This window comes from Exiguobacterium qingdaonense (assembly GCF_018617855.1).
GTDB lineage: Bacteria > Bacillota > Bacilli > Exiguobacteriales > Exiguobacteriaceae > Exiguobacterium > Exiguobacterium qingdaonense.
This window is the reverse complement of sequence record NZ_JACSKY010000013.1, coordinates 1-12,596: the sequence shown is the minus strand read 5'-3', so window position 1 is coordinate 12,596 and position 12,596 is coordinate 1. Positions and strand designations below refer to the sequence as shown.

General features: G+C 47.9%; 19 protein-coding genes. All 19 read left to right on the top strand.

All coding sequences use genetic code 11. The features are described from left to right. The first annotated feature begins 7 nt into the window (after positions 1 to 7). The 19 genes from rpmD to KNP00_RS12140 all read left to right on the top strand — a co-directional run bounded on the left by rpmD (position 8) and on the right by KNP00_RS12140 (position 12,229). Positions 8 to 193, top strand: a complete 186-nt coding sequence (rpmD, locus tag KNP00_RS12230; RefSeq protein ID WP_012727659.1) for a 50S ribosomal protein L30 — start codon at positions 8 to 10, stop codon at positions 191 to 193. A gap of 31 nt (positions 194 to 224) precedes the next feature. Beyond that, the gene (rplO, locus tag KNP00_RS12225; protein WP_012727658.1) at positions 225 to 665 is read left to right on the top strand and encodes a 50S ribosomal protein L15; all 441 of its coding nucleotides are present in this window, start codon (positions 225 to 227) and stop codon (positions 663 to 665) included. Next, positions 665 to 1,954: a preprotein translocase subunit SecY gene (gene secY, locus KNP00_RS12220; RefSeq protein WP_215145680.1), complete on the top strand. Its 1,290-nt coding sequence runs from the start codon at positions 665 to 667 to the stop codon at positions 1,952 to 1,954. The genes rplO and secY overlap by 1 nt, the downstream gene beginning before the upstream one ends. 79 nt (positions 1,955 to 2,033) lie before the next feature. Beyond that, positions 2,034 to 2,684 (top strand): adenylate kinase, encoded by a 651-nt coding sequence (locus tag KNP00_RS12215; protein ID WP_012727656.1) that lies wholly within the window; start codon positions 2,034 to 2,036, stop codon positions 2,682 to 2,684. Then, entirely contained in the window at positions 2,681 to 3,439 is a 759-nt protein-coding gene (map, locus tag KNP00_RS12210) for a type I methionyl aminopeptidase (protein WP_215145678.1), read from the top strand. Before KNP00_RS12215 ends, map begins: the two co-directional genes overlap by 4 nt. A gap of 105 nt (positions 3,440 to 3,544) precedes the next feature. Beyond that, positions 3,545 to 3,763, top strand: a complete 219-nt coding sequence (gene infA, locus KNP00_RS12205; protein ID WP_021066622.1) for a translation initiation factor IF-1 — start codon at positions 3,545 to 3,547, stop codon at positions 3,761 to 3,763. Between the two features lie 30 nt (positions 3,764 to 3,793). Further along, positions 3,794 to 3,907 (top strand): 50S ribosomal protein L36, encoded by a 114-nt coding sequence (gene rpmJ, locus KNP00_RS12200; protein ID WP_003156543.1) that lies wholly within the window; start codon positions 3,794 to 3,796, stop codon positions 3,905 to 3,907. A 19-nt stretch (positions 3,908 to 3,926) separates the two neighbouring features. After that, positions 3,927 to 4,292: a 30S ribosomal protein S13 gene (gene rpsM, locus KNP00_RS12195; protein ID WP_012727653.1), complete on the top strand. Its 366-nt coding sequence runs from the start codon at positions 3,927 to 3,929 to the stop codon at positions 4,290 to 4,292. A gap of 16 nt (positions 4,293 to 4,308) precedes the next feature. Further along, the gene (rpsK, locus tag KNP00_RS12190; RefSeq protein WP_012727652.1) at positions 4,309 to 4,704 is read left to right on the top strand and encodes a 30S ribosomal protein S11; all 396 of its coding nucleotides are present in this window, start codon (positions 4,309 to 4,311) and stop codon (positions 4,702 to 4,704) included. Positions 4,705 to 4,796: 92 nt separating this feature from the next. Next, positions 4,797 to 5,741: a DNA-directed RNA polymerase subunit alpha gene (locus tag KNP00_RS12185; RefSeq protein ID WP_012727651.1), complete on the top strand. Its 945-nt coding sequence runs from the start codon at positions 4,797 to 4,799 to the stop codon at positions 5,739 to 5,741. Positions 5,742 to 5,765: 24 nt separating this feature from the next. Continuing rightward, entirely contained in the window at positions 5,766 to 6,119 is a 354-nt protein-coding gene (rplQ, locus tag KNP00_RS12180; RefSeq protein WP_012727650.1) for a 50S ribosomal protein L17, read from the top strand. Positions 6,120 to 6,188: 69 nt separating this feature from the next. Then, on the top strand, positions 6,189 to 7,025 hold the full coding sequence (locus KNP00_RS12175; RefSeq protein WP_215145676.1) for an energy-coupling factor transporter ATPase: 837 nt from the start codon (positions 6,189 to 6,191) through the stop codon (positions 7,023 to 7,025). Beyond that, on the top strand, positions 7,001 to 7,879 hold the full coding sequence (locus KNP00_RS12170) for an energy-coupling factor transporter ATPase (RefSeq protein ID WP_215145674.1): 879 nt from the start codon (positions 7,001 to 7,003) through the stop codon (positions 7,877 to 7,879). The genes KNP00_RS12175 and KNP00_RS12170 overlap by 25 nt, the downstream gene beginning before the upstream one ends. Then, positions 7,876 to 8,667, top strand: a complete 792-nt coding sequence (locus tag KNP00_RS12165; RefSeq protein ID WP_215145672.1) for an energy-coupling factor transporter transmembrane component T family protein — start codon at positions 7,876 to 7,878, stop codon at positions 8,665 to 8,667. The genes KNP00_RS12170 and KNP00_RS12165 overlap by 4 nt, the downstream gene beginning before the upstream one ends. Further along, positions 8,664 to 9,404 carry a tRNA pseudouridine(38-40) synthase TruA gene (gene truA / locus KNP00_RS12160; protein ID WP_215145670.1) on the top strand — a complete coding sequence of 247 codons (741 nt, stop codon included), beginning with the start codon at positions 8,664 to 8,666 and terminating at the stop codon, positions 9,402 to 9,404. The genes KNP00_RS12165 and truA overlap by 4 nt, the downstream gene beginning before the upstream one ends. Positions 9,405 to 9,547: 143 nt before the next feature. Next, entirely contained in the window at positions 9,548 to 9,985 is a 438-nt protein-coding gene (rplM, locus tag KNP00_RS12155) for a 50S ribosomal protein L13 (RefSeq protein WP_012727645.1), read from the top strand. Between the two features lie 25 nt (positions 9,986 to 10,010). Then, positions 10,011 to 10,403: a 30S ribosomal protein S9 gene (gene rpsI, locus KNP00_RS12150; RefSeq protein WP_012727644.1), complete on the top strand. Its 393-nt coding sequence runs from the start codon at positions 10,011 to 10,013 to the stop codon at positions 10,401 to 10,403. Positions 10,404 to 10,538: 135 nt separating this feature from the next. Continuing rightward, positions 10,539 to 11,570, top strand: coding sequence for a P-loop NTPase (locus KNP00_RS12145; RefSeq protein ID WP_215145668.1), 1,032 nt, complete (start codon positions 10,539 to 10,541; stop codon positions 11,568 to 11,570). 11 nt (positions 11,571 to 11,581) lie between these two features. Further along, complete coding sequence (locus tag KNP00_RS12140) at positions 11,582 to 12,229, top strand: KinB-signaling pathway activation protein (protein ID WP_215145667.1); 648 nt, start codon at positions 11,582 to 11,584, stop codon at positions 12,227 to 12,229. Positions 12,230 to 12,596: the final 367 nt, after the last annotated feature.

Here is a 12,596-nt window from a genome sequence, read left to right as displayed (position 1 = left end):
ACTAGACATGGCGAAACTCGCAATCACCCTCACACGCAGCACAATTGGTCGTCCAGAAGGTCAGCGTGTTACTGTACGTACACTCGGTCTTCGCAAAATGCATCAAACGGTCGTTGTCCCAGACAACGTCGCGATGCGCGGTATGATCAACAAAGTGTCGCACCTTGTGACTGTAAAAGAAATCAACGAATAATAAAGATTTTAATAAATAAGGAGGTGCCACTATGAAACTCCATGAATTGAAGCCAACTCCAGGTTCACGTCACGAACGTAACCGTGTCGGTCGCGGTATGGCGACTGGTAACGGTAAAACTTCTGGTCGTGGACATAAAGGTCAAAAAGCTCGTTCGGGCGGTGGCGTTCGTCCAGGATTTGAAGGTGGACAAAACCCACTTTACCGTCGTCTTCCAAAACGCGGTTTCAACAACCCAACTCGTAAAGAGTATGCGGTTGTTTCCCTAGACACGCTTAACCGTTTCGAAGCAGGTACTGAAGTTACTCCAGAACTCTTAATCGAGACTGGTGTTGTCAGCTCTGCTAAAGACGGAATCAAGGTCCTTGCTAACGGCAAGCTTGAAACTAAATTGACTGTAAAAGCCAACAAGTTCTCGGGTGCAGCGAAAGAAGCAATCGAAGCAGCTGGCGGTACAGTTGAGGTGATCTGATGTTTCAGACGATCTCCAATATGTGGCGCGTGAAAGATATTCGACAGCGTATTCTCTTCACACTCGCAATCATCATCATTTTCCGCATCGGGGCTCATATCCCGGTGCCGATGGTGAATACGGATGTGTTGCGTTTTGACTCAGGAGGTCTTCTTGACTTCTTGAACTTGTTTGGAGGAAATGCTTTACAGAACTTCTCCTTGTTCGCAATGGGGATCATGCCGTACATTACGGCATCGATCGTTGTGCAACTTTTACAAATGGACGTCGTTCCAAAGTTTGCCGAATGGGCTAAACAAGGAGAGGCGGGCCGTAAAAAGTTAGCGACGGTCACGCGCTATGGGACGATCATCTTAGGCTTTGTCCAAGCGACTTCATTGTCGTTTGGATTTAACCGCCTTTATCCAGGTCTCGTCAACGAGACGTGGGGAACGGCAACGTACTTTGTGATCGCGATTGTACTCACTGCGGGTACGGCGTTCTTGATGTTCCTCGGTGAAATGACGACAGAAAAAGGTGTTGGGAATGGTATTTCCATCATTATCTTTGCTGGTATCATCGCCGGGTTCCCAAGAATCTTCACGCAGATTTATGAAACAAAACTCCAAAACGCTGGAGATGCATTGTTCATCAATATCGTTTACTTGGTTGTATTGGCACTTGTCATTTTAGCTGTGACGGTTGGGATCATTTACGTTCAGCAAGCGGCACGCAAAATTCCAATCCAATACGCAAAACGCACGGCGAACCGTACTCCAGTGGGCGGCCAGTCGACGCATTTGCCAATCAAGCTAAACGCAGCAGGTGTTATCCCGGTCATCTTTGCGATTTCCTTTATGGTAACACCACCAACTGTTGCAAGCTTCATTGCTTCTCCAGAGACAACGCAAAAACTACAGACGTACTTTGACACAACGGCACCGATCGGAATGTCGATTTATGTCGCGTTAATTATTGCGTTCTCTTACTTCTATACATTTGTTCAGGTCAACCCGGAGCAGATGGCAGAAAACCTGCAGAAGCAAGGTGGTTATATTCCTGGGATTCGTCCTGGGGCGCAAACAGAACAGTACATCACGAAGCTGCTCTATCGATTAACTTTCTTCGGAGCGATCTTCTTGTCGCTCGTGGCGATCATGCCGACAATCTTTATTAAGCTTGCCGGTCTTCCAACTTCCGTTCAAATCGGAGGAACAAGTTTATTGATCGTCATCGGGGTAGCCCTCGAAACGATGAAACAAATCGAGAGTCAACTTGTAAAACGACACTACAAAGGCTTTATTCGTTAAAGCGGAAGGAAGGGTTGACCCTTCCTTCCTGTCGTGTTTACAAGCCCTTCGTGAAAATCAAAACTGGAGGCTAACCGAGATGAATCTAGTACTCATGGGCTTACCGGGTGCTGGGAAAGGGACTCAAGCGGCTAAAATCGTTGAAGAGTACCAAATCCCTCACATTTCGACAGGCGACATGTTTCGTGCGGCAATCAAAGGCGGAACGCCACTCGGGAAAGAAGCCAAGTCATTCATGGATAAAGGTGAACTCGTACCGGATGAGGTAACAATCGGAATCGTACGTGAACGTCTTAGCCAAGATGATACAGAAAAAGGTTTCTTACTTGATGGATTCCCGCGTACTGTTGCTCAGGCAGAGGCACTCGAAAGTTTGCTTAAAGATTTGGGGAAACAGATTGACCACGTCGTAAACATCGATGTGGATGCGGAAATTCTCGTCCCACGCTTGACAGGTCGTTGGATCTGCCCAACGTGTGGTGCGACATATCATGTGATCTTCAACCCACCAAAAGTGGAAGGCATCTGTGATGTGGATGGGTCGGCTCTTATGCAACGTGAAGATGATAAAGAGGAAACGGTTCGCCGTCGCCTTGACGTCAACATCGAGCAATCGAAACCACTCATTGACTTTTACGCTGAAAAAGGGTATCTTCGTACATTGGATGGAGATCGTCCAATCGATGTCGTATATGCCGATGTCAAAGCATTACTCGGTGATACTGAATGATCATCACGAAGACGCCTCGTGAAATTGCGATTATGCGTGAGGCAGGGCAAATTGTTGCTCGAACGCACCAGGTGCTCAAACAGCACATTAAACCAGGAATCACGACGCTTGAGCTCGACCGGATTGCGGAAGATTATATTCGCAGCCAAGGTGCGACGCCATCGTTCAAAGGCTATAACGGTTTTACCGGTAGTGTTTGCGCTTCGGTGAACGAAGAGCTTGTTCATGGCATTCCAGGGAAACGGGTATTGAAAGATGGAGATATTATCTCGATCGACATCGGTGCCCATTACAATGGATACCATGGAGATTCCGCTTGGACTTATCCAGTGGGAACAATCTCAGAAGAGACAAAACGGCTACTTGACGTAACCGAAGAAAGTCTGTATAAAGGATTGGAGCACGCCAAGGCTTTAGGGCGATTGACAGATATTTCGCATGCGATTCAAGCATATGTTGAATCACATGACTTCTCTGTCGTCCGCGAATATGTCGGTCATGGTGTTGGTCAAAATTTGCATGAAGAACCGCAAATTCCACACTATGGTCCACCGGGGAAAGGGCCGCGCCTGAAGACTGGGATGACGTTAGCCATTGAACCAATGGTTAATGCTGGTCAACGCTATGTTCGAACACTGGCTGATAACTGGACAGTTGTCACCGTGGACGGTAGCATGTGCGCCCACTTTGAGCACACCATCGCCATCACAGACGATGGATACGAGATTCTGACGAAACTCGATTCCGGTGAATGAGGCTCTATTGTTTCATACTGATCCATTTTGGGTCCTTCTCTCACAGTAGATGGCAATAGATCGTCTGTGCTCCTAAAGATTTTTATATAGAAAGGGGAATAAATGATGGCGAAACAAGATGTCATTGAAGTGGAAGGCACTGTTGTCGAACCACTTCCGAACGCAATGTTTAAAGTGGAGTTAGAAAACGGCCACACGGTGCTCGCGCACGTCTCAGGGAAAATTCGGATGCACTACATTCGGATCCTTCCAGGTGACCGCGTAACTGTTGAGTTGTCTCCATACGACTTGACTCGCGGGCGGATTACGTACCGTTATAAGTAACTCCGATTTTTCCAGGAGGAGGGTATACTCATGAAAGTAAGACCGTCGGTAAAACCGATTTGCGAAAAATGTAAAGTTATTCGCCGTAAGGGTAAAGTAATGGTAATTTGCGAAAACCCGAAACACAAACAAAAACAAGGTTAATTTCAGAGGAGGTGCACACATGGCACGTATTGCTGGTGTAGATATTCCACGCGAAAAACGTATCGTTATTTCGCTCACATACATCTATGGTATTGGTAAAACAAAAGCACAAGAAATTTTGAAGGCTGCTAACGTATCTGAAGAGACACGCACACGCGACCTTACTGAAGATGAACTCAACCGTATCCGTGAGGCAATTGACGGAATCAAAGTTGAAGGTGACCTTCGTCGTGAAGTTTCACTTAACATCAAACGTTTGATCGAGATCGGCGCATACCGCGGTATCCGTCATCGCCGTAGTCTCCCTGTTCGCGGTCAAAACACGAAGAACAACTCGCGTACTCGTAAAGGCCCACGCCGTACAGTAGCGAACAAGAAGAAGTAAAGGAGGGAATTGAACAATGGCGAAACGTAAGCAAAACGTACGTTCTAAACGTAAAGTTAAAAAACATGTTGAAGTCGGTGTGGTACACATCCGTTCTACATTCAACAACACAATCATCACAATCACTGACACGCAAGGTAACGCGATCTCATGGGCTACTTCTGGTAACCTTGGATTTAAAGGATCACGTAAATCGACTCCGTTCGCAGCACAAATGGCTGCTGAAACTGCAGCAAAAGTTGCAATGGACAACGGTATGCGTACAGTAGAAGTTAACGTTAAAGGTCCTGGTGCTGGACGTGAAGCGGCTATCCGTGCACTTCAAGCAACTGGTCTCGAAGTTACTGCAATCCGTGACGTAACTCCAGTTCCGCACAACGGTTGCCGCCCTCCAAAACGTCGCCGCGTATAATCGCTTGAGCGTGTGAGGGGCTTACCTAGCACGACAGCTTATACTTTAGCAGTTCAAACTGCACGGCAGGATACACTCAAGGAGGGGTTCAGATGATCGAGATTGAAAAACCAAAGATCGAAACGGTCGAAATCAGCGAGGACGCTACGTTTGGTAAATTCGTAGTAGAACCGCTTGAACGTGGATATGGCACTACTCTCGGTAACTCACTACGTCGAATTCTATTGTCATCGCTCCCAGGTGCAGCGGTAACAGCGGTTCAAATCGATGGCGTGCTTCACGAGTTCTCTACGATTGACGGTGTCGTCGAAGACGTTACTCAAATCGTGTTAAACCTCAAGAAGTTAGCGCTCAAAGTGTACTCGGAAGAAGAGAAAACGCTTGAGATTAACGTTTCAAGTGCCGGTGCTGTCACTGCGGCAGACATTACCCATGATAGCGACGTTGAAATCTTGAATCCTGAGCTCCACATCGCGACTCTCGCTGACAATGCGACGCTTCGCATGCGTTTGACTGCTCGCCGTGGTCGTGGTTACGTCCAGGCAGAAGATAACAAACGTGATGATATGCCGATTGGGGTCATTCCAATCGATTCGATCTATACACCGATTCAACGCGTGAACTACGAAGTAGATAAAACACGTGTCGGTCAAGACGCTAGCTTTGATAAGCTTTTGTTAGACGTGTGGACAGATGGTTCAATTCGTCCGGAAGAAGCTGTATCGTTAGGGGCTAAAATTTTGACTGAACACTTGAACATCTTCGTTGGTTTGACAGACGAGGCTCTCAATGCAGAAATCATGGTCGAGAAAGAAGAAGACCAAAAAGAAAAAGTACTCGAAATGACGATTGAAGAACTCGATCTCTCAGTTCGTTCGTACAACTGCTTGAAGCGCGCTGGCATCAACACTGTTCAAGAACTCGCAAACAAATCAGAGGAAGAGATGATGAAGGTTCGTAACCTCGGACGTAAATCACTCGAAGAAGTTCAACACAAGTTGGACGAACTCGGTTTGGGCTTGCGTAAAGAAGACTAAGTTCAACCGAAGGAGGGAAATGTAATGGCTTATTCGAAACTTGGCCGTACAAGCTCGCAACGCAAGGCGCTTTTGCGTGATCTTGCAACTGACCTAATCATCAACGAGCGCATTCAAACAACTGAACAAAAAGCGAAAGAACTTCGCCCAGTCGTTGAAAAATTGATCACTCTTGGGAAACGTGGCGATCTTCATGCCCGTCGTCAAGTAGCTTCATTCGTTCGTAAGGAGAACGCTGGAGAAAAAGACGCAATCCAAAAATTGTTCGAAGACGTGGCACCACGCTACGCTGAACGTCAAGGTGGATACACGCGCATCATGAAAGTCGGCCCACGCCGCGGTGATGGTGCAGAAGTTGTAATCATCGAACTCGTCTAATTCATTAGGCAGTCAACAGGGCATGCGGTGACGTATTGCCCTGTTTCCACATCAGAAAGGAGTCGACCCATGGAATCACAAATTATGGTACGAGATGTCGTATTTCATTACCCTGGACAATCTGAGCCGGCGCTTAACAGCCTGTCGCTCGATGTATATAAAGGGGAATGGCTTGCGATTGTCGGCCATAATGGTTCTGGCAAGTCGACACTGACGAAGTTGTGGAACGGACTTCTCATTCCTGAACAGGGGGAAGTCCGCGTCGAGACACTCGATCCGTCGAACGCCACAGACGTGTGGGATGTTCGAACGCGGATTGGGGTCGTCTTTCAAAATCCTGACAATCAATTTGTCGGGGCGACCGTGCGCGATGATGTGGCATTTTCTCTCGAAAACATGGGACTTCCACGTCAAGAAATGGTTCGTCGAATTGATGACAGTCTAGCGCGCGTTGGATTATCGGAACTTGCGGACCGTGAACCGCATCAGTTATCCGGTGGACAAAAGCAGCGCGTTGCGATAGCTGCGGCTCTCGCAATGCGCCCGCGTGTCCTCGTGCTCGATGAAGCGACCTCGATGCTCGACCCGATTGGGCGACAAGAGGTATTACAAACGGTACAACAACTCGTCTCAGAAGGGATGACCGTTGTCGCCATTACACACGAGCTCGACGAAGTGTTGTTTGCCGACCGTATCATTGCAATGTCGAAAGGCAAGATTGCGATGACCGGTACACCTGAGGACGTGTTTCAACATCCAGATCAGCTTCGCGACATACAATTAGATGTCCCGTTTGTCGTCCGGATGCAACTCGAACTGAAGGCGCGTGGCATTCCACTCGATCGTCTGATGCTACAACATTCGGAGTTGGTGAACCATCTATGCCGATACGCATTGAAGAAGTAACGTATCAATATCAAATGAATACTCCGTTTGAACGAACCGCGCTGCGCGATGTGAATGTGACCATTCCGTCGGGAGCGCTTGTTGCGTTTCTTGGGCATACTGGTTCGGGAAAATCAACACTCGTTCAACACATGAACGGCTTGTTACGTCCGACTGACGGGCGTGTGGTGGTCGATGACATCACCGTCACCCCGATTCGTTCGCGTCGTGATAAAAAACAGAATCTCTTACCGCTTCGGCGTCGCGTTGGGCTCGTCTTTCAGTATCCTGAGCACCAGTTGTTTGAAGAGACGGTCGAACGCGACGTCATGTTCGGTCCGCGCAATTTTGGCGCGACAGATGCCGAAGCGAAAGAGCGCGCCCATGAGGCCCTTCGTCTCGTCGGATTGGATGAATCGCTTTGGGATCGCTCTCCGTTTGAACTCTCCGGTGGGCAAATGCGCCGTGTTGCGATTGCCGGTGTCTTAGCGAGCCGACCTGATGTGCTCATCGTCGATGAACCGACGGCAGGACTCGACCCAATCGGAAGACGGGATATGCTCGCCTTATTCAAACGCTTACGGGAAGAGTTACACCTCACCTTGATTCTCGTCTCGCACGACATGGATGACGTACTCGCCTATGCGGAACGCGTCATCGTGATGGAGCGCGGCGAGGTGGCGTTTGACGGAGATCCGTTTGACCTGTTCCAAGACGAGACGCTCGTGCGACGTCTCCAGCTCGACATCCCGCACGTTTTACGATTCGCCCGTGATTTGGCGCCGGCTTTTGGAGAAACTGTAATGCCACTCGTCCGCACCGAGAGCGAACTGGCGGATTGGGTGGCGGAACGGTTGAAAGGGGGAGCGACATGATTATCGGTCAATATATACCGGGACATTCGTGGCTCCACTCGCTCGATGCGCGTGCGAAGACGCTCTTTATTTTAGGATTCATCCCGGTCGTGTTTTTAGCAGATAACGTATGGACGAACTTGTTTTTACTAGCGTTTACGCTGTTCGTGGTCAAGCTGTCACAGTTGTCATGGCGTTATTTATGGAACGGCTTACGCATGATCTTATTTTTGATTGTCTTCACGCTGGTCTTACAACTGTTATTCAATCGAGACGGCACACTTCTATTTGAATTAGGACCGATTGCGATTTATTCGGAAGGAGTACGGATGGGACTGATTGTTTCCCTTCGATTCTTTTATCTCGTCATGTTGACGACACTCGTGACGTTGACGACGACACCGATGGAATTGACCGATTCGATTGAAGCGGGGCTACGACCGTTCGAACGCATTCGTGTCCCGGCCCACGAGATTGCGTTGATGCTCTCGATTTCACTTCGTTTCCTACCGACGCTTGCGGACGAGACGGACCGGATCATGAAAGCCCAGCAGGCTCGAGGCGTCGATTTGATGAGCGGGCCTTGGAAATCTCGGTTAAAAGGGGTCATCCCCCTCTTGATTCCATTGTTCATCTCCGCGTTTAAGCGTGCTGAAGACCTTGCTACGGCCATGGAGGCCCGCGGTTACCGTGGGGGAGAAGGGCGGACGAGGTTGCGTGAGATGGAGTGGCAAACGCGAGACACAGCCGTATTGCTCATTTTTGTTGCGTTGACACTCACTTTGTTTGGATTGAGAGGGATTGGATGAGACGAATCAAACTGATTGTCGCCTATGACGGGACACACTATGCGGGATATCAGGTACAGCCGAATGGCAATACCGTTCAAGCAGAGATTGAATCCGTCTTGGCACGTATGCATCGTCATCCGGTGAAAATCGTCGCCTCCGGTCGCACAGACGCCCGTGTTCATGCCTTAGGGCAAGTGATTCACTTTGACACCTCGCTAGAGATGCCTGCCGAGCGGTTCGTAAAAGCACTGAACGCCATGCTACCGGATGACATCCTTGTCAAACAGGCGGAAGAAACGGATGATACGTTCCACGCACGTTACGGTGCGAAGCGAAAAGAGTATCGCTATCATATCCGGCAGACAGAGGATCCGTTTCGTCGGCACTATGCTGCGACCGTGACGTATACGCTGAGCCTCGAGGCGATGCGGGAGGCGATGGAGCGATTGATTGGGACCCACGACTTTACGTCGTTCTCTGTGACAAAAGCGGAAGTCGAAGATCGAGTCCGTACCATCTATGAAGCAGAAGTGTTCGAGTTGGGGGATGAGATCATATTCCGGTTCGTCGGGTCGGGCTTTTTATATAACCAAGTCCGCATCATGGTAGGGACGGTCATCGAGGTCGGAAGAGGGAAATATGAGCCCGCAGATATTACACAAATGTTGGAGGCGAAGGATCGCCGTGTGGCGGGGATTACCGCCCCTCCACACGGTTTGTATTTGTGGAATGTGAATTATGAAAAAGTAGATTGACATTCCTTCTATAAAATCGTATTATATTCATTGGCATTTCATTTTCAAATTTAGAGATGAACCACAATCTTAGCCCCGTAAACTAGGATTATGATAAAGCATCAAAAAATTAAGTGAACAGACATTTCTAGGAGGTATTCCACATGCGCACAACATTCATGGCTAAAGCATCTGAAGTAGAACGCAAATGGCTCCTTATCGACGCAGAAGGCAAAACACTTGGTCGTTTGACTAGTGAAGTAGCTTCACTTCTTCGCGGTAAGCACAAGCCGACATTCACACCACACGTTGATTGCGGAGACCACGTCATCATCATCAACGCTGAGAAAATCAAATTGACTGGTAACAAATTGAATGACAAGATCTACTACCGTCATTCAGGTCACCCAGGCGGCTTGAAATCACAAACTGCAAAAGAGCTTCTCGCAAAACGTCCAGAGCGTATGCTTGAACTCGCGATCAAAGGGATGCTTCCAAAAGGATCACTCGGTCGTCAACAATTCAACAAACTCCACGTTTACGCTGGAGCTGAACACAAGCACGAAGCACAAAAACCAGAAGTTTACGAACTTCGCGGTTAATCGAGACACAGGGAGGAACTAAACGATGGCAGATGTACGTTACTACGGAACAGGCCGCCGCAAACACTCGGTGGCTCGCGTTCACCTCGTTGCAGGTGACGGTAAAGTTGTTGTAAATGGCCGCGATATCTCAGAATACTTCGGTCATGAGACTTTGATCATGATGGCTAAATCACCACTCGTATTGACTGAAACAGAAGGTAAATACGATGTAATCGTTAACGTTAACGGTGGTGGATATACTGGACAAGCTGGAGCGATTCGCCACGGTGTATCACGTGCGCTTCTTCAAGCGGACCCAGAATTCCGTCCAAGCCTCAAAGAAAAAGGCTTCTTAACTCGTGACGCTCGTATGAAAGAACGTAAAAAATACGGTCTTAAAGCAGCACGTCGCGCACCACAATTCTCGAAGCGTTAATCTTCGCGATGTGGTTCGAACTCTCCATCCTTTTGGGTGGAGAGTTTTTTTGTTCGAAATAGTCGATTCCGAATCCGTCAAGAAAACGCTTTTTTTGATATACTGATATCGAAACAGGTAGAAGGGGGAAGCGATATGCTTACAGTAGAGCAAGTACGCGAAGAGTTGGCGGGGCTCGTTGATCCGACGATCAACCGAACGCTTGGAGATACAGCAGGGGTAAAGGACATCCGTATTAAAGAAGACTATGTCAGTGTGAAAGTCGCACTCGGACAGACAGGGAGCGGGGAACAGCTTCAGTTACAGCAAGAAATCGTCACGTTGCTCAAGGGGAAAGGTTTTAAGACGGTCGGACTTCGCTTTGAAGCATTGAACGACGAAAGTTTAAAGGAAGCGACAAAGCCGGCGATCCTTCGTGAGAATTCAGGGACGACGTTTATTGCGATTGCTTCTGGGAAAGGCGGCGTAGGAAAATCGACGGTATCCGTCAACTTAGCCGTTGCGCTTGCGCGAGCGGGCAAGAAGGTCGGATTGATCGATGCGGATATTTACGGCTTCAGTGTTCCAGATATGCTTGGGATTGAAGAGCGACCGGTTGTTCGCGGTGAGAAGATCATTCCAGTCGAGCGTTTTGGTGTGAAAGTCATTTCGATGGGATTCTTCGTTGAAGACAATGCACCGGTCATCTGGCGTGGACCGATGCTTGGGAAGATGCTCAATAATTTCTTCAATGACGTCGAGTGGGGAGACTTGGACTATCTATTACTCGACTTACCACCAGGAACGGGGGATGTCGCGCTCGATATCCATTCGATGCTCCCATCATGTCAGGAATTGATTGTGACGACACCTCACGCGACAGCGGCTTTCGTTGCCGCCCGTGCCGGAGCGATGGCAATCAAAACGAACCATAAACTATTAGGCATCATTGAAAACATGGCTTATTTCGAAAGTAAGCTGACGGGTGAAAAGGAATACGTATTCGGCTATGGTGGTGGAGAAAAACTGTCAGAAGCACTGAAGAGTAAGTTACTTGCTCAAATCCCGCTTGGCCAACCGTATGACAATGAAGAAGATTTTGCACCTTCTGTCTATCGGGATGGGCATCCGTTCGAGCATACGTATGATGAGTTAGCGCAAGCAGTCATTCAACAAATAGAAGGGTGAATCGGTGAGAGATGAAAGTACAAGGTTTTTTACGTTTGTTTTGGACAACGCTCGTGTTCGGGACGTTGTTCGGGTTCCTGATGAATTTATTGGCGAACCCGGGTTATTTGGTCAGTCAGTCCTGGGAGGCCATTGTCACAGCACTTAGTTACTCGAGCACATGGACCGGAATCAGTATGATGGGCTTTTTCGCTTATTTGATTGTCCATCGGGTCGGACTCGATTTATTCAGAGGGCCACGCCTATGGAATCGCGTCCAAGTGTTACTAATCGCCTTTGCGATCTTTGACGCTGTCTATTTACGGATGCTCGCATTTGGGAATGATCACATGTGGCGTTATATCGGTGAGATGCTCGTGTTACTCATTGTCGCTTGGGTCGTTGCCGCGAGTAAGGTGAAACAAACGAACAAGAGTGCTTTCATCCCGACACTTTTTCTAATGACTGTCATTACGTTAATTGAATGGATTCCGGCTCTTCAAACAACAGACGAAGTACCATTACTTTGGCCGGCCCTTGCAACGCTCGTGTTTGCAAATGCCTACCAAGTATTGATGCTCCATCGTTTTCAACAGACAGGACGAGTCGTTGAGTCTGCTCCATCCGAAGAGGTGCAGAAAAAATCTAAGAAACAAATGTCGTCTACTAAATCATCATAATGTGCAACCGGCTGTGTGAATCGTAAAAGAATCACACAGCCGGTTTTTGATCTTATGTACTAATCCAAGAAAAAATAAAGTTTTTTTAGAAAAACAGTTGACGGTTTTTTAGGATGCTGATATATTAATAAACGTCGCTGATGTTGTTCACGAAACAATAATCAGAAAGTGAAAAAAATAATAAAAAGTGGTTGACTTTCATAAGTCAAATCGCTATTATTAAAAAGTCGCTAACACGACAACGATTGGTCTTTGAAAACTGAACGATGAGGCAAAAAAAGTTTTACAATTTTTGAATGAAGCGCAAGCTTCGTCAATCTAAGAGCTATATCAAATTCTTTGGAGAGTTTGATCCTGGCTCAGGACG